The sequence below is a fragment of the Streptomyces sp. NBC_00459 genome (assembly GCF_036013955.1).
Taxonomy (GTDB): domain Bacteria; phylum Actinomycetota; class Actinomycetes; order Streptomycetales; family Streptomycetaceae; genus Streptomyces.
The window spans coordinates 3,383,412-3,399,818 of the sequence record NZ_CP107903.1 but is presented as its reverse complement, the minus strand read 5'-3'; the positions used below and the strand labels follow the sequence as shown (position 1 = coordinate 3,399,818).

General features: G+C 69.0%; 14 protein-coding genes. 10 read left to right on the top strand and 4 right to left on the bottom strand.

The window, feature by feature from the left end:
- The 3 genes from OHN74_RS14595 to OHN74_RS14585 all read left to right on the top strand — a co-directional run bounded on the left by OHN74_RS14595 (position 1) and on the right by OHN74_RS14585 (position 2,376).
- Complete coding sequence (locus tag OHN74_RS14595; protein WP_327700120.1) at positions 1-438, top strand: Imm1 family immunity protein; 438 nt, start codon at positions 1-3, stop codon at positions 436-438.
- A gap of 185 nt (positions 439-623) precedes the next feature.
- Positions 624-1,403 carry a hypothetical protein gene (locus OHN74_RS14590; RefSeq protein WP_327695005.1) on the top strand — a complete coding sequence of 260 codons (780 nt, stop codon included), beginning with the start codon at positions 624-626 and terminating at the stop codon, positions 1,401-1,403.
- 220 nt (positions 1,404-1,623) lie between these two features.
- Entirely contained in the window at positions 1,624-2,376 is a 753-nt protein-coding gene (locus OHN74_RS14585; RefSeq protein ID WP_327695004.1) for a hypothetical protein, read from the top strand.
- 29 nt (positions 2,377-2,405) lie between these two features.
- Here the strand turns inward: OHN74_RS14585 and OHN74_RS14580 are convergent, their stop codons facing one another.
- Both OHN74_RS14580 and OHN74_RS14575 read right to left on the bottom strand, forming a co-directional pair.
- Complete coding sequence (locus OHN74_RS14580) at positions 2,406-2,606, bottom strand: DUF397 domain-containing protein (RefSeq protein WP_327695003.1); 201 nt, start codon at positions 2,604-2,606, stop codon at positions 2,406-2,408.
- The gene (locus OHN74_RS14575) at positions 2,603-3,550 is read right to left on the bottom strand and encodes a helix-turn-helix domain-containing protein (protein ID WP_327700119.1); all 948 of its coding nucleotides are present in this window, start codon (positions 3,548-3,550) and stop codon (positions 2,603-2,605) included. Before OHN74_RS14575 ends, OHN74_RS14580 begins: the two co-directional genes overlap by 4 nt.
- A 147-nt stretch (positions 3,551-3,697) precedes the next feature.
- Here OHN74_RS14575 and OHN74_RS14570 point away from each other — a divergent pair, with 147 nt between their 5' ends.
- Complete coding sequence (locus OHN74_RS14570) at positions 3,698-4,186, top strand: ATP-binding protein (protein ID WP_327695002.1); 489 nt, start codon at positions 3,698-3,700, stop codon at positions 4,184-4,186.
- A gap of 201 nt (positions 4,187-4,387) precedes the next feature.
- On the opposite strand, the gene OHN74_RS14565 is transcribed toward OHN74_RS14570, so the two are convergent.
- Positions 4,388-5,833, bottom strand: a complete 1,446-nt coding sequence (locus tag OHN74_RS14565; RefSeq protein WP_327695001.1) for an ATP-binding protein — start codon at positions 5,831-5,833, stop codon at positions 4,388-4,390.
- Between the two features lie 173 nt (positions 5,834-6,006).
- On the opposite strand from OHN74_RS14565, the gene OHN74_RS14560 reads away from it, so the two are divergent.
- Positions 6,007-6,591 carry a TerD family protein gene (locus tag OHN74_RS14560; protein ID WP_327695000.1) on the top strand — a complete coding sequence of 195 codons (585 nt, stop codon included), beginning with the start codon at positions 6,007-6,009 and terminating at the stop codon, positions 6,589-6,591.
- Positions 6,592-6,792: 201 nt separating this feature from the next.
- Here the strand turns inward: OHN74_RS14560 and purU are convergent, their stop codons facing one another.
- Positions 6,793-7,674 (bottom strand): formyltetrahydrofolate deformylase, encoded by an 882-nt coding sequence (gene purU / locus OHN74_RS14555; RefSeq protein ID WP_327694999.1) that lies wholly within the window; start codon positions 7,672-7,674, stop codon positions 6,793-6,795.
- Positions 7,675-7,961: 287 nt separating this feature from the next.
- Here purU and OHN74_RS14550 point away from each other — a divergent pair, with 287 nt between their 5' ends.
- From OHN74_RS14550 to OHN74_RS14530, 5 genes are all read left to right on the top strand, one after another.
- Entirely contained in the window at positions 7,962-9,434 is a 1,473-nt protein-coding gene (locus OHN74_RS14550) for an aldehyde dehydrogenase family protein (protein ID WP_327694998.1), read from the top strand.
- 20 nt (positions 9,435-9,454) lie between these two features.
- Positions 9,455-10,555: a quaternary amine ABC transporter ATP-binding protein gene (locus OHN74_RS14545; RefSeq protein ID WP_327694997.1), complete on the top strand. Its 1,101-nt coding sequence runs from the start codon at positions 9,455-9,457 to the stop codon at positions 10,553-10,555.
- Positions 10,556-11,046: 491 nt separating this feature from the next.
- Positions 11,047-12,573 carry an ABC transporter permease gene (locus OHN74_RS14540; RefSeq protein WP_443060553.1) on the top strand — a complete coding sequence of 509 codons (1,527 nt, stop codon included), beginning with the start codon at positions 11,047-11,049 and terminating at the stop codon, positions 12,571-12,573.
- A 14-nt stretch (positions 12,574-12,587) separates the two neighbouring features.
- Complete coding sequence (locus OHN74_RS14535) at positions 12,588-13,577, top strand: ABC transporter substrate-binding protein (RefSeq protein ID WP_327694995.1); 990 nt, start codon at positions 12,588-12,590, stop codon at positions 13,575-13,577.
- Between the two features lie 318 nt (positions 13,578-13,895).
- Positions 13,896-16,343 (top strand): GcvT family protein, encoded by a 2,448-nt coding sequence (locus OHN74_RS14530; protein WP_327694994.1) that lies wholly within the window; start codon positions 13,896-13,898, stop codon positions 16,341-16,343.
- Positions 16,344-16,407: the final 64 nt, after the last annotated feature.

Sequence of the window (16,407 nt, the reverse complement as noted above, 5' to 3'; positions counted from 1 at the left end):
ATGAAGGTGCGCGCCGAAGTACGGTACCGGCTGGAGCACGGAGGGAAGCCGGATTTTCTCAGCACGTCCGAGGACGTCGATGCTCTGATCAGTTCACTTCTGACGGGCCCGGCCTCTGAGAATCTGGCGCAGATCCACTCCACGGAGCGGGACCTCCTCCCGGCTTTCGGGGATCCCGATCACGAACTCATGGCGGGAGTCGACAAGGACCTTCAGGTAGGAGTCCTCTCCTTCATGGACGGAAGCGGGAACGTTGCGACACGGGGACCGTCCACTGGTCGGGCTAAACCTGTGTATTACATCCAGGGGCAGATGACGGAGTTCCCGGCCTATTCGGAGATTCCCATTGCTGTTGTGTGCCAGGCCCTCAAGGAGTTCCTGTCCTCGGGAGGGCAGCGCCCTACCTGCGTCGAGTGGCAGGAAGTGGACACTTGGTGATGCGGTGACCACTTACGGGGTTGTGGTTGGTGCAACTCGACGGCGGGCTCGCAGAATTCTGCGGGGGGACTACGTCGATGTGTGGTTGGCCGGGTCGTCGTGTGGGCGGCGTGGTGTGGGAACAGGTTTGGCTGGCGGTGTGTCAGTCATGGGCAGTGCGACAGGGAAAGCGAACTAAGCACATCGTGAACAACTCCGGTATACGTCACTCTCGTTCCATCGCCCGGGCCCGTACGGGTGCCGTGGCTGCTTGCGTCCTGGTGTCCCTTGTGGTGCTCAGCGGCTGCGGCAGCTCGGACAGCGGTGACTCCGTCGACGCCGATGTCTCCACGTCGGCGTCCGCCGCAGAGACCACGGCCGCAGCCTCCGCCGTCAAGCCGTTGACGTCCGGCGAGTTGGAGTCGGCAGCGCTGGCCAAGGCGGATCTGACCGGGTACGAGGTGACCACCCCCGTGAAGGCCGAGATCACTGCCGCCGACGGGGTGAAGGTGAGTGGGGAGGAATGCGCGCCGTTGGGGCGTGCGGTGGCCGGGACCGCGGTGGGGGAGCCGGCGGCGACCACGCACCGGCGGGTGACCGGTGGAAGTGGTGCCGCACTGGACATCAACACCGGCACGGTGACCCTCGCCTCCTACGCGAGCGTCGACGAGGCCACTGCCGCGTTGAAGTCCGTCGCCGACGCGGTCACCGCTTGCGCGGGCGGCTTCCAGTGGACTGTCGGCTCCGAGCAGCTGGACGCGAGCAAGGTCACCGAGGGCACAGCGCCGAAGGCTGGTGAAGGGGCGGTCGCGTTCACCGCCGTCACCCCGATCGATGGCGTCGACGCCCCGTGGAAGGTGGTCGTCTTCCGCGACGGGGCCACCCTCGCCCACTTCACGGTTGCCAACGTGGCGGCCATGACCTCCGGCGAGGACTTCACCTTTCCGGCAGACCTTGTGACCGCCCAGGCCGGCAAGTTGGCCTGACCCGCTTGACACCGCACCCCCGCACGGGGCCGACGCGTCAGGCGGCCGTGTGCGGGGGTGCGGGGCGATAGGCGGCGGCCGGGATGTGGCGGGAGAGAGGGGCGGGGTCATGGTGAGAAGTGCTGTGCGGTGTAGGGGAGTTGCGGCGGCCGGGGTGCTCGCGGGGTTGTTGCTGGCGGGGTGTTCGGGCTCCGGGGGCGAGCCGGACGACGGTGACGATGTGGCGGCTGCTGTTTCCGCGGAGGCGGAGGTGTCGGCGTCGGCCGTGGCGGGTGAGGTTGGAAGCGCGGGCGCGGGGATGGTCGCTCTGTCGCCGGAGGGGCTGGAGGCGGTCGCGCTGGCGGACGGGCAGGCGGTTGCCGGGGGGTCGGTGACGGCGCAGGTGTCGGACCGGGACTTCCCCAATGCCGGGACGGTGGTCGCCGAGGAGGCGGTGTGTACGCCGTTGGCGGCGGTGCAGGCCGGGTCGGTGCTGGGGGCGCCGGTGTCGGTGGTGCGGCGGATGTGGATCGGGCCGCAGGAGACGCCCGAGGCGGATCTGGGGGCGCACCCGTCGGACGAGGAACTGGCGGCTGCGGCGCTGGACTTCACGACCTCCTTCGTCTCGCTGGCCTCGTACGGGCAGGAGACGGCGGCGAAGGCCGTGATGGCCGACATTGGCCGGGCGGTGCCGGAGTGCGCGGCGGGCGGGTTCGTGTACACGGTGGCTGGCAAGGATCGGGTGAAGACCGTCAAGGTGCAGAAGACGGGAGCGCCTGCCGGTACCGGCGGTGCGGACGAGGTGATCGCGGCGACCCTGACTGTCGTGGTCGATGGGGTGAGCGGACCGGTGCGGGTGGTCGTGGTCCGGGAGGGCGGCACGGTTGGCTACTTCCCCGCCACGAACCTGGCTTCCCGGGCCACCGGGGATGCCTTCACCCTCCCGGCCGCCCTGGTCCAGGCCCAGCTCGCCCTGCTTGCCGAGGCCGGCTGAGCGAGCTGGTCAGGGGTGGGCGGGGTTTGTCAGACGCTCCGCCCGACGAACCTCGCCCACGCCTCACGCGACACCGTGAACACGGGCCCGGCCACGGCCTTGGAGTCCCGGACGTGCACAACTGCCGTACCGGCCGCGACCTCTACACACTGGCCGCCCTCGGTTCCGCTGTAGCTGCTCTTGAACCAGGCGAGGCCGGAAGCGACGGTCGAGGATTCAGCGTTGTTCATAGCGATCCCAGCAACCCTTCGATGAACCTCATCGACTCTCGCGGAGTGAGAGCCTGTGATCGGATGATCCCATAGCGGGCGGCGGCGAGAACCGTCTGTTCCGGGTCGGTCTCCAGCGTGCTGGTGGCGTGTGTCTCGGCGTACACGAACTTCTTGCCGTCCTTCCGCGTGACGACTGTGAACGGCCCGTTCACACCCGCGTTGTCCTCGCAGTCGATCGGCATGACCTGGATCTCGACGTTTCGCTTCTCGCCGATCAGGAGCAGATGTTCCAACTGCCCACGCACCACGTCCTGGCCGCCGTATCGGTGCCTTAGTACCGCCTCATCCATCACGAAGCTCAACAGTGGTGAGGGCCGCCGGTCGAAGATGTCGTGCCGAGCCAGCCGTGCCGCTACTCGCTGCTCGATGATCTCCTGGTCCAGGGACGGACGCCGCATGGCGAGCAAGGACCTCATGTAATCCTCGTTCTGGAGGAGGCCGTTGACAACATGCGTGTCATACATGAGCAGTTCAAGGCACTCCTTCTCCAGTGCCGCCATCCCCTGGAAGAACACGGGATACTGAGCCTTCTCCACCTCCTCCTTCCACACGCTCAACAACCCACCCGCGCCCACCGCTTCGTCCGCCCGGTCGATCGTCTTCGGTGAGGGAATCCGCCGGCCTTGCTCGTAAGAGGCCACCGTCGCCGACGAGTACCCGATGCGGCGCCCGAACTCCTCGCGGTCCATCCCCGCCCGTACCCGCCACGTCTTCATGGTCTGCCCGAACGCGACGACGAACCCCTTCCCGGCCCCGTCCTCCGGCCGCCGCCCGCCCTCGTCGTCGTTCTCCCACCCGTCCCCGAGGCTCACCACCCCACCGTCCTCGGAGCCTTCGCCACCGCCATCCGGAAGCACCCGGCTCCTCGCCTCCGACCCCGAAACCGCCGTACCCTCGGTCATCGCCAACCGCCTCCCGAACCCAACGCCCGCCCACCGGACGCCGTAACGCCGCGCGCCTCGTACCCGTACCGGCACCGCGCGTACAACCGAGCCGCGTCGGTGTGTCACCACTGGTCACGCTACGCGACCGGCGACACCGTTGTCGGTGTGACGACCAAACCCGCAGTCCCCGCAGCCTCCGCAGACCCCACCGGCGCCGCCCAACCCGCCACCCCCGCCCGCGTCTTCGAGATGCGCTTCACCTCCACGCCCCGAGGAGCCCGCCTCGCCCGCCGCCTGACGGCGCTGCGCCTCGACGCGTGGGGCATCCCGTACGACACCGACGCGCACGACACCCTCGTACTGATCGTCGGCGAGCTCACCGCCAACGCCGTACTCCACGGTCACGTCCCCGGCCGGGACTTCCATCTCCGCGTGCACGTCACGGCCGACGGCCGTACCGTCCGCGTCGAGGTCACCGACACCCGCGCCGAACGGCTGCCCCGGCGCCCGGCCGCCGTCCCGGGGACCGGCGGCGCCGAGGAAGGCGGCCGTGGGCTGCTCCTCGTATCGCGGCTGGCCACCCGTTGGGACTGGCACCCGCGCGTGGACGGGCCAGGCAAGACGATCTGGGCGGAGTACGCGCGGGGATGGTGACGCCGTGTCTGCCGTCAGGCCGTGCCGTCCGGATGCACGGCCATCACACCGGCGTCCTCGTACGCGCCGGGTGTGAGAGTGCGGACCATGCGTCCGTCCGGCCGCTCCGCTGTGGGCCGGGCGGCACAGATGGCCCCGGTGGAAGCGCTCCGGGCACCCTCCTGGACCGGCACTCCTGTGGCTGCGGCCTGGGTAGGGCGCTCATGCCGCGGAAGTCCAGGCCTCCATGAGCTGTTCGGGCCCGTACGTCGCTGTCAGCCCGTCCACCGTGAACCCGGAGCGGGACACCGCCATCAGCGGAGTGTCCTCGTCGGCACCGGGTACGGCCAGGGCGTCCCGGGCCAGCGCGGCCAGGGCGCGGTGGTCGAAGGAGCCGCGCTCGTACCACTTGATCGAGCCGACGAAGCCGATCTCGCGTGCGGGCGACCGGTCCGCCCCCACCAGGTCGACCTCGGGATTGTTCGTACGAGGCCACCAGCCGCCCACTTCCCGCACCTGCGGCCACGTGTTGTCGGGGAGCAGCCTGGCCAGCGACTCCCTCACCACGGGTTCGATCACCCGCCCGCGCCACGAGGTCCACCCGCGTTCGACCGCCTCGGCCACGATCCGCCCGCGCCCGCGCTCGATCTCCGGGATCCCCTGCTCCAGGAAGGCGAGCCAGAACCGGAGGTAGGGATCGGCGACCCGGTAGCGGCGGTCACGGTCTCCGGGGCGGGTGGAGAGAGGAGCGTCGACGGCGACGAGTCGTTTGCCCGCGAGGGTGTGCAGGGCGGGATTGAGGGAGCCGGGCGGGAGCGGTCGATCAGCCGCTCCGGCCTTCGCGGCGATCGTCCCGAACGTCCGCTCTCCGCTGCCGATCACGGAGAGCACGTGCCTGGCCTGAAGTGCGGTGGGGAACTCGGCGGCCAGTGCCCGCTCGGCGGATACCAGGAGGGGGGAGGTGGGGTCGTCGAGGGCGCGGGAGAGGAAGTCGATGCGGCTCTCGCCTTCCTGCCACTCCTGGCAGATGAGGGGCAGGCCGCCGGTGATCAGATGGGCGTCGAAGGCATCCGCGGCGGGGAGCCCGGTCATTGCCATGACTTCGGAGGGGGAGAGTGGCGCGAGTACCATCTCGGCCCCTCGCTGGTGGAAGGGGCGGCCGTAGGCGGAGAGTTGCTCCATCATCGCCAGATCGCTGCCGATGAGGATGAGCAGTACGGGCTTGCGGCTCAGAACCCTGTCCCACACGGTCTGCAGAGTGCCCTCCAGCACCGGGTCGCCTTCGAGCATCCAGGGCAGCTCGTCGAGTACGACGATGCTGGGAGCGTCGTCCGGGAGTACCGCCGCGAGCTGGCGCAGAGCGGTGTCCCAATCGGTGACAGTCGTGACGCCGGCCAGGAGGGCGGTGTCAGGCAGCGAGGAGTGCCGGACCTCGGTGAGGAAGCGGGTCCGTTCCCGGTGGGCGTCCTCACCGCGGGTGGCTTGGTGGACGACGTACGGCACCTGGGCGCGCTCACAGAAGAGGTCCACGAGCCGCGACTTCCCGACCCGACGCCGGCCGCGGAGCAGAAGGGCACGGCCGCGCTGGTCGCCGCGGCCGGCGCGTACCCAGTCGAGGTGCCGGTTCAGCGTGACCAGCTCGGATGTGCGGCCTACGAAGCCTGGCATGGGTTACCTCGACTTACTCGTGTTGAGCATACTCAAGTGAATCATAGTATGATGAATTCGAGTAATCGGTCGGACGCTTCGGCGGCTGCATCTTCGGCGTGGCCCAGGAGCCTCCGGTCATCAAAGAGGGGCCTGTTCTGGGGCCTCGGCGAAAGCCCAGGCAGTATGGGCCCATGATTACGCTTACGAAGGAAGACGGCCCGGCGGACCTGGACGGGGTTACCCATCTGTCCATCGGGGCCTCCTGGGACCCCACCTCCGGCGCGAGCGGCGGAGTGATGGGCAAGCTTCGCCGCAAGACCGGCACCGACCTCGACCTGATCGCCATCGCCATGCACGACGGCGACCCGGTGCGTCTGGCGGGTCTCGACTCGCTCGACCCCATCGGCAACGGCTCCCTGCTCCACAGCGGGGACAACCAGACGGGGCACGGGGACGGCGACGACGAGACCGTCACGGTCGAGTTCGCGAAGATCCCGCCCCACATCACCTCGATCGTGTTCATCGCCGCCGCCTACAAGAAGGGCAGTTCCTTCCAGAAGGCGCGCAACATCAGTTTCAAGGTGTACGACGCGAGTGGCGGCAGCACCCAGCAGGTCGCCGACATCTGGCCCAGCATGCTCACCACGGACAACGGCTGCGCCGTCGCCAAGGCAGTGCGGTCCGGTGCCACCTGGAAGCTAGAGGTGATCAACACGACGGGCAAGATCAAGCAGGGCGACGAACTCGCCCTGATGCGCTTCGCCGCGAGCAAGTAGACGTACGCCGCAGGGAGTGAGGGGTCGTCGGCCCGTCGCCGGCGACCTCTCTGCGGACGCTTCGCTTCGCTTCTTCGGTTGGTGGGGGTGCGGTGGGCGGACTGCGCGCGAGGTGTTCGGCGTTGTATACGGACGTGCGCCCCTCACAGGCACTGCTCACACGCACTGCTCACGCGCACTCCTCGCGCGCGGACGCACCCGTCACCGGAACACCACTGTCCGGCTCCCCTCCACCATCACCCTGCTCTCGCTGTGCCACTTCACCGCGTGTGCCAGCACCTGCGCCTCCACGTCCCGGCCCACCGTCACCAGCTCGCCGGGGTCGAGCGAGTGGTCCACCCGGACCACGTCCTGCTCGATGATCTGGCCCTCGTCCAGGTCGGACGTCACATAGTGCGCCGTCGCGCCCACGAGCTTGACCCCGCGGTCGTACGCCTGGTCGTAGGGACGGGCGCCCTTGAAGCTGGGCAGGAAGGAGTGGTGGATGTTGATGGCCCGACCCTCCAGCTCCTTGCACAGGTCGTCGGAGAGGACCTGCATGTAGCGGGCCAGCACCACCAGGTCGATGTCCAACTCCCGCACCAGCTCCAGCAGTCGGGCCTCCGCCTCCGGCTTGGTGTCCCGGGTCACCGGGATGTGGTGGAAGGGGATGCCGTAGCTCTCCGCCAGACCCTCGAAGTCGCGGTGGTTGGAGACGATCGCCGGGATCTCGATGTTCAGGCCACCCGTGCGACGGCGGAAGAGGAGGTCGTTCAGGCAGTGGCCGAACTTGGACACCATGATCAGGGTGCGGGTCGGCGTCGACGCGTCCCGCAGGGTCCAGGAGATGCCGTAGGCCTCGGCGACGGGGCCGAATCGGTAACGCAGGTTTTCCAGGTCCGCGTTCGGGTCGGAAACATCGAAGTGGACCCTCATGAAGAATCGGCCCTGGAGTCGATCATCGAACTGCTGGCTCTCCAGGATGTTTCCCGAGTTCCGGACGAGAAAGCCGCTCACGGCGTGGACCAGCCCCGAGCTGTCGGGGCACGAGAGGGTGAGGACGTACTCACTGCCAGGTACCGGTCGAGGAAACTTAGGGGACACGTCGGCCTCCGTTGGTGCGTATTGCACAACATGGTGAGCGATACGCAACATGGTCGGCTCGCTGGCCGCTCTGGTCAAGGGTGGCCGGTCGGTGGCTGGTCAACCGTGCGCGAGACTGCGTACGCCGCCGTGCGGGCGGCTGCGCGCACAGCTGAGCCCCTGATGAGCCCCTGTCGAAATCGTCATCCGCCAACTACTTGACGTATGTCTGCACATTCGCGAGGGTGTTCCACCACAAGCAATTGGGTGCACGATGCGCAACGAATTTCTGTTGAAAGGCTTGGCGCGTGGCAGACCTGTATGTGGACGGTGAATGGCGGGAGCCGGTGGCCGGTGGCCGCCGCGAAATACGATGTCCCGCTGACGGCAGACTCGCCGCGACCGCCTCGGAGGGGACCCGTCCCGACGCCGAGGCCGCGATCGCCGCAGCCCGCCGCGCCTTCGACACAGGACCCTGGCCGCGTACCCCCGAACGGGAGCGCGGCCAACTGCTGCTGCGCACCGCGGAGCTCATCGAGCGCGACGCCAAGGAGTTCGCCCGCGCCGAGTCGCTGGACACCGGCAAGCGGCTGGTGGAGAGCGAGTACGACATCGCCGACGTCGTCTCCTGCTTCCGCCACTACGGCGGGATCGGGGGTACGGATGCCGGCCGGGTGATCGACACCGGCCGCGACGACGCCGTCAGCCGGGTGGTCTACGAGCCCGTCGGTGTCTGCGGGCTCATCACTCCCTGGAACTACCCCCTCCTGCAAGCCAGTTGGAAGGTCGCCCCGGCCCTTCTCGCCGGCAACACGATCGTTCTCAAGCCGAGCGAACTCACTCCCTCCACCTCGATCCTGCTGATGCGGGCGCTGGCGGAGGCCGGGCTGCCCGCCGGCGCCGCCAACCTCGTGCTGGGGGCCGGGCCCGAGGTCGGGGCGCCGCTCTCCGAGGACCCCGCCGTCGACATGGTCTCCTTCACCGGGGGACTGGAGACCGGCAAGCGCGTCATGGCCACCGCCGCCGCGGGCGTGAAGAAGGTGGCCCTGGAACTCGGCGGCAAGAACCCCAACGTCGTGTTCGCCGACGCCGACTTCGAGACGGCCGTCGACTTCGCCCTCACCGCCGTCTTCCTGCACTCCGGGCAGGTCTGCTCCGCCGGTGCGCGGCTCATTGTCGAGGACTCGATCCACGACCGGTTCGTCGACGAGGTCGTGCGGCGGGCCCGGCAGATCCGGCTCGGCGGGCCCTTCGACCCCGAGGCCGAGACCGGCGCGCTGATCTCCGCGCAGCACCTGGCGAAGGTCGAGGCGTACGTCGCGGCCGGGCTGGCTGAAGGTGCCGTACTGCGCTGCGGTGGTCAGCGGCCGGACGATCCCGCGCTCGCCGACGGCCACTACTACCCCCCGACCGTCCTCGACGAGTGCACCCAGGACATGCGGGTGGTGCACGAGGAGTCCTTCGGGCCCGTGCTCACCGTGGAGCGCTTCAGCGGTGACGAGGACGATGCCGTACGCATCGCCAACGACACCGAGTACGGACTCGCCGGGGCCGTCTGGACGCAGGATGCCGGGAAGGCCCAGCGGGTCGCCCGGCGGCTGCGCCACGGCACCGTGTGGATCAACGACTACCACCCCTATGTGCCGCAGGCGGAATGGGGTGGTTTCGGGCACTCGGGTGTGGGCCGGGAGCTGGGACCGAGCGGCCTGGACGAGTACCGAGAGCCCAAGCACATCTGGCAGAACATCCAACCCCGGCCGCAGCACTGGTTCCGCGGCTGAACGCCGAAAAGAGGTCGATCGTGACCCCAGTACAGACCGAGGTGCCGCAGCGGCGCGGCACGCCCCAGGACTCGGACGGCACGCCGGTCATCTCCGTGCGCGGCCTGTGGAAGGTGTTCGGGCCGAAGGCGGAGCGGGTCCCGGAGTCGGAGGAGCTGTGCGGGCTCACCCGGCGCGAGCTGATGGACCGTACGGGATGCACCGCAGCCGTACGCGACATCGACTTCGACGTGGCGCCCGGCGAGGTGTTCGTGGTCATGGGTCTGTCGGGTTCCGGCAAGTCGACCCTGGTGCGATGTCTCACCCGGCTGATCGAACCCACCGCCGGTGAGATCGTCTTCGAGGGCGAGAACATCCGCGACGCCGACGACAAGCGGCTGCGCGAGCTGCGCCGCCAGAAGTTCTCCATGGTCTTCCAGCACTTCGGGCTGCTGCCGCACCGGCGGGTCGTCGACAACGTCGCCTTCGGCCTCGAGATACGCGGGATGGGCCGGGCCGAGCGCATGAAGCGGGCCCTGGAGGTCGTCGAGCTCGTCGGCCTCTCCGGGTACGAGAACTCCTACCCCGACCAGCTCTCCGGCGGTATGCAGCAACGCGTGGGCCTGGCAAGGGCGTTGGCGGGCGACCCCGAGGTCCTCCTCTTCGACGAGCCCTTCTCCGCGCTCGACCCGCTGATCCGCCGCGACATGCAGAACGAGGTCATCCGGCTGCACCACGAGGTCGGCAAGACCATGGTCTTCATCACCCACGACCTCTCCGAGGCGCTCAAACTGGGCGACCGCATCCTCATCATGCGCGACGGCAAGATGGTCCAGTGCGGGACGGGCGACGAGCTGGTGGGCGCTCCCGCCGACGACTACGTACGCGAGTTCGTGAAGGACGTGCCGCGCGCCGACGTCCTCACCCTGCGCTGGATCATGCGCCCGGCGGTGGACGGCGACGCCCTCGACGGCCCCGAGCTGGGCCCGGACGTCGTCGTACGGGAAGCCACCCGGGCCGTCCTGGCCGCCGAGAAGCCGGTCAAGGTCGTCGAGAACGGCAAGCTGCTCGGCATCGTCGGCGACGAGGAGATCCTCGCGGTGGTCGCCGGGCAGGAACCGGAAGGCGGCGACGTGCGATGACCGTCGCCATGGAGAAACCCCCGACACCGGAGGCGCCCGGGCCTCAGGACGCCGTCCCCGAGGCCGCCGCACCCGTCGCGGCCGTACGCCGGGTCAGCCGGCGCATGGTGGTCGGGGCGATCCTGGTCGTCTGGCTGGTGCTGTTCGCCGTACTGCGCGGCACGAACACCCTCACCCTCGCGGCGGCGGACCTCACCGACCTGCACCGGTGGCTGAACGACGTCTACGACTCGATCGGCGCCAACCGCAACTCCAACCCGCTCTTCCTCTACTTCTTCAACGAGATCCGCCTGGTCATCGACAACCTGGCGACCTTCGTCCAGCATCTGATCTCCCAGCCGTCCGACTCGCGGCCGCTGCCGCAGATCGGATGGCTCGGGGTCGTCGGGATCGCCGGGTTCGTGTCGTGGGCCGTGGGCAACTGGCGGGTGGCGCTGCTGACCGTCGCCGGGTTCGTGTTCTTCGGGCTGCAGGGGCTGTGGCAGGAGAGCATGGACACGCTCGCCCTGACGCTGACGGCGGTGCTCGTGGCGCTGCTGTTCGCGATCCCGCTGGGTGTGTGGGTGGGGCTGTCCGACCGGGTCAACAAGGTCATGTCGCCCGTCCTGGACTTCATGCAGACGATGCCCACCTTCGTCTACCTCGCCCCGCTGACCCTGTTCTTCCTCATCGGCGGCGCCTCCGCGACCATCGCCACCGTCGTCTACGCGGCCCCGCCGGCGATCCGCATCACCGCGCACGCCATCCGGTCCGTGCCGGAGACCACCGTCGAGGCGGCCGACTCGCTGGGCGCGACCCGCTGGCAGTCGCTGCTGAAGGTCCTGCTGCCGATGTCGAAGCGGACCGTGGTCATGGGCGTCAACCAGACGATCATGGCCGCCCTCGCCATGGTGACCATCGCCGCCCTGATCGACGCGCCCGGCCTCGGCAAGACCGTCATCCAGGCCCTGCAGTCGCTCGACGTGGGTACGGCCTTCAACGCGGGCCTCGCGATCGTCGTCATGGCGATCGTCCTCGACCGCGTCACGACCGCCGCGAGCGGGCGTGAGGAGGCGGCCCGGCGTTCTGGCGGCCGACTCCTCGCCTGGCGGCGGCAGTTGGTGGCGGCGGGAGCGGTGGTCGCCGCCGTCCTCGTCTATCTGTCGCACACCTACGTGTGGGCGGCGGAGTTCCCCGGCGAGGGCAGTGTCGGCAGCTCCGTCGCGAGCGGCGCCGACACCGCGAGCACCTGGGTGCAGGACAACCTGTCGGGTCTGACGAACGCGATCCGCGACGCCCTCACCAACGGCCTGCTGAACCCCTTCCAGACCCTGCTCACCGACTCGCCCTGGTGGCTCGTCGGCGCGGTCCTGGTCGGTGTCGGCGCGGTGCTCGGCGGCTGGCGGTCCGGGGTCACCACGGCCGTCTGCGTCGGGCTGCTGGTCGCCACCGGGGTGTGGTCGGACAGCATGACGACCCTGGCGTCCACGCTCGTCGCCACGGTGATGACGATGCTGCTGGCCGTCGTCGTCGGTGTCTGGATGGGGCGCAGCACGCTCGCCGACCGGCTGATCCGGCCCACCCTGGACGCGGCGCAGGTCATGCCGCCGTTCGTCTACCTCGTACCGTTCCTGGCGCTGTTCGGCGCGACCCGCTTCACCGCGATCGTCGCCGCCATCGTCTACGCGGCGCCCGTCGCCATGAAGATCATCGCGGACGGGATACGGAACGTGCCCGCGACCACCGTGGAAGCGGCCACCTCCGCCGGGTGCAACACCTGGCAGATCATCACCAAGGTCCAGCTGCCGATGGCACGCGGAGCCCTGAGCCTGGCCACCAACCAGGGTCTGATCTACGTGCTGTCGATGGTTGTTGTGGGCGGCCTGGTAGGCGCGGGCGCCCTCGGCTACGACGTCGTGGCCGGCTTCTCGCAGGGGCAGCTGTACGGGAAGGGGCTGGCGGCGGGGCTGGCCATCGTCCTTCTCGGAGTCATGTTCGACCGGATCACTCAGGCAGCGGCGCGGCGTACCAGCGCGTAAGGAGCTAACCCACCATGGCAAGGCAAGCAACACAGTGGAGAGCCGGCGCGGCCGGCATGGCCGTCCTCGCCCTCACCCTCACCGCCTGCGGCGGCGCGAAGGTCGGCGACGACTCCTCGGGCTCCGACAACTCCTCCGGGACCTCCGGTTCCTCGACGAAGTGCGGCACCTTCAACCTCGCGGTCAACCCGTGGGTCGGCTACGAGGCGAACGCGGCGGTCGTCGCGTACGTCGCGGAGAACGACCTCGGCTGCAAGGTCACCAAGAAGGACCTCAAGGAGGAGATCGCCTGGCAGGGCTTCGGGACGGGCGAGGTGGACGCCGTCATCGAGAACTGGGGCCACGACGACCTGAAGAAGAAGTACATCACCGACCAGAAGACCGCTGTCGAGGTCGGCCCGACCGGCAACGAAGGCCTGATCGGCTGGTACGTGCCGCCGTGGCTGGCCAAGGCCCACCCGGACATCACCGACTGGAACAACCTCGACAAGTACGCGGCGAAGTTCAAGACCTCCGAGTCGGGCGGCAAGGGCCAGCTCCTCGACGGCGACCCCTCGTTCGTCACCAACGACGAGGCGCTGGTCAAGAACCTGAAGCTGGACTTCAAGGTGGTGTACGCGGGCAGCGAGACCGCGCTCATCCAGGCCTTCCGCAAGGCGGAGAAGGACAAGGAATGGGTGATCGGCTACTTCTACGAGCCCCAGTGGTTCATGTCCGAGGTGCCGCTCGTCAAGGTCAAGCTGCCCGAGTACAAGACGGGTTGTGACGCCGACGCGGAGAAGATCGCCTGCGACTACCCCGTGTACAAGCTGGACAAGATCGTCAGCGCGAAGTTCGCCAAGTCGGGCAGCCCCGCCTACAACCTGGTCAAGAACTTCACCTGGACGAACGACGACCAGAACCTTGTGGCCAAGTACATAGCCGAGGACAAGATGACGCCGGAGGCGGCGGCGAAGAAGTGGGTCGACGCCAACAAGGCGAAGGTCGACGCGTGGATCAAGTAGTACCTGGAGTGTCCTGACGCGTCCTGAAGTGTGTCGAGCATGGGTGCCCGGTGGGCGGTGCGCGTACGCGTGCGCCGTCTGCCGGGCATTGCTGTGTTTCGCCCCCGCCGCCCCTGCCCGTCCCATCCTCGGGGGCTGCGCCCCCGAACCCCCCTTTCGCGCTGAACGCGCTCGTCCTCAAACGCCGGACGGGCTGTGTGGCGGGCCCTTGACACCCACCTGCACGGCAGGCACATTGAGTTGCGCAACCTGAGTCATGTTGCGTAGACAGCAACTGACACTGAGGGCCTGGACTGGTTTTCAACCGGAGGTGCGGCGATGGCGGGACCCCGAGTGGTCATCATCGGAGCGGGCGTCGTCGGTGCGGCACTCGCGGACGAGATCTCCGCACGAGGCTGGACCGAAGTGACCGTGGTCGACCAGGGCCCGCTGCCCGCCACCGGGGGCTCGTCGTCGCACGCCCCGGGGCTGGTCTTCCAGACGAACTCGTCCAAGACGATGACCGAGCTGGCCCGCTACACCGTCGAGAAGTTCTGCTCCCTGGACGTCGACGGCAAGCCCTGCTTCCTCCAGGTCGGCGGCCTCGAAGTGGCCACCACCCCCGAGCGCCTCACCGAACTGCACCGCCGCCACGGCTGGATCACCGCCTGGGGCATCGAGTCCCGCCTCCTGACCCCTGACGAGTGCGTCGAGCAGCACCCGCTGCTGAACCCCGACAGGGTCCTGGGCGGCCTCCTGGTCCCCACGGACGGCCTGGCGAAAGCGGTCCTCGCCGTCGAAGCCCAGATCCGCCGGGCCACCGAGCGGGGCGTGACCTTCCTGCCCCGCCACGAGGTACTGGACGTCCAGCAGACCGACGGCCGGGTCACCGGCGTCCTCACCTCCGAGGGCGAGATCCCGGCCGACATCGTCGTGTGCTGCGCCGGCATCTGGGGCCCGAAGATCGCCCGCATGGCCGGCCTGAACCTCCCCCTCACCCCCCTGGCCCACCAGCTGGCCTGGACCGGCCCGGTCCCGGCCCTCGCGGGCCAGACGGAGGAGGCGGTACGGCCGATCCTGCGCCACCAGGACGCCGACCTCTACTACCGCGACCGCTTCGACGCCATCGGCATCGGCTACTACGGCCACCGCCCGATGCCGGTCCCGGCCGACGACATCCTCTCCTTCGACGAGGCGGACACGGCCGGGGGAATGCCCTCGGTCCTGAAGTTCACCGAGGACGACTTCGCCGACGCCTGGACGGAAACCCAGTCGCTCCTCCCCTCCACGAAGGACGCGAAGGTCGAGGAGGGCATCAACGGCCTGTTCTCCTTCACCACCGACAACTTCCCGCTGCTGGGCGAGTCCCAGGACGTCAAGGGCTTCTGGGTCGCCGAGGCGGTGTGGGTCACCCACTCGGCGGGCGTGGGCAGGGCGATGGCCGAGTGGCTGGTCGACGGCTTCTGCTCCTCCTTCGACCTGCACGAGTGCGACCTCAACCGCTTCGAGCCGCACCAGCTGTCCCCGGAGTACGTCCTGGCCCGCGACTGCCAGAACTTCGTGGAGGTCTACGACATCCTCCACCCCCTCCAGCCGTCCGGGGACCCGCGCCCGATCCGCACCAGCCCCTTCCACACCCGCCAGAAGGAGCTGGGCGCCTTCTTCCTGGAGGCGAACGGCTGGGAGCGCCCGCACTGGTACGAGGCCAACGCCCCCCTGGTGGAAGGCCGTTCCGTCCCCACCCCGAACGACTGGGCGGCGCAGTACTGGTCGCCGATCGTCGGCGCCGAGGCCCAGGCCACCCGCGAGACGGTCGCGATGTACGACATGACGGCCCTGAAGCGCCTGGAGGTGACGGGCCCGGGTGCCGCCGAATTCCTGGAGGGCCTGACGACCAGCAAGGTCGCCAAGTCGGTCGGCTCGGTGACCTACACCCTCCTCCTCGACCACGACGGCGGCATCCGCAGCGACGTCACCGTGGCCCGCCTCGGCCGCGACCTCTTCCAGGTCGGCGCCAACGGCAACCTGGACCTCGACTGGTTCAGCCGCCACCTCCCGGCCGACGGCACGGTCCAGGTCCGCGACATCACCCCGGGCACCTGCTGCATCGGCCTGTGGGGTCCGCTGGCCCGCAAGGTCCTCCAGCCCCTGACGGACGAGGACTTCTCCAACGACGGCCTGAAGTACTTCCGCGCCAAGCGCGCCTACATCGGCAGCGTCCCGGTGACGGCGATGCGCCTGTCGTACGTCGGCGAACTCGGCTGGGAGCTGTACACCACCGCCGACCAGGGCCAGAAACTCTGGGACACCCTGTGGCAGGCGGCGCAGCCCCTGGGCGGCATCGCCGCGGGCCGCGGCGCCTTCAACAGCCTCCGCCTGGAGAAGGGTTACCGCTCCTTCGGCACCGACATGACGTACGAGCACGACCCCTACGAGGCCGGCGTCGGCTTCGCCGTGAAGCTCGACAAGGGCGACTTCGTCGGCAAGGCGGCACTGGAACGCCGTAGGACGGACGTACGCCGGAAGCTGACCTGCCTGACGATCGAGGACCCGCGGTCGGTCGTCATGGGCAAGGAGCCGGTGTACGAGGGCGACCGTGCTGTCGGCTACGTCACCAGCGCCGCCTACGGCTACACGATCGGCAAGGGCATCGCCTACGCCTGGCTCCCGGCCGAACTGGCCGTCCCCGGAACGACGTTGAGCATCGGCTACTTCGACCGGCGGGTAGAGGCCGTGGTCGCAGAGGAGCCCTTGTTCGACCCGACGATGTCCCGCCTCCGTGGGTAGGCGCTCCGCTGGGAGGGCGGCGAGGTGGTGCTGTCGTCGTTTCACTGCGGCGCCGTCGTGGCTG

Coding starts and splice junctions, on each gene's coding strand:
- OHN74_RS14595 (WP_327700120.1), top strand. CDS start 1: ATGAAGGTGCGCGCCGAAGTACGGTACCGGCTGGAGCACGGAGGGAAG.
- OHN74_RS14580 (WP_327695003.1), bottom strand. CDS start 2,606: ATGAACAACGCTGAATCCTCGACCGTCGCTTCCGGCCTCGCCTGGTTC.
- OHN74_RS14575 (WP_327700119.1), bottom strand. CDS start 3,550: ATGACCGAGGGTACGGCGGTTTCGGGGTCGGAGGCGAGGAGCCGGGTG.
- OHN74_RS14565 (WP_327695001.1), bottom strand. CDS start 5,833: ATGCCAGGCTTCGTAGGCCGCACATCCGAGCTGGTCACGCTGAACCGG.
- OHN74_RS14560 (WP_327695000.1), top strand. CDS start 6,007: ATGATTACGCTTACGAAGGAAGACGGCCCGGCGGACCTGGACGGGGTT.
- OHN74_RS14540 (WP_443060553.1), top strand. CDS start 11,047: ATGGACACGCTCGCCCTGACGCTGACGGCGGTGCTCGTGGCGCTGCTG.
- OHN74_RS14535 (WP_327694995.1), top strand. CDS start 12,588: ATGGCAAGGCAAGCAACACAGTGGAGAGCCGGCGCGGCCGGCATGGCC.
- OHN74_RS14530 (WP_327694994.1), top strand. CDS start 13,896: ATGGCGGGACCCCGAGTGGTCATCATCGGAGCGGGCGTCGTCGGTGCG.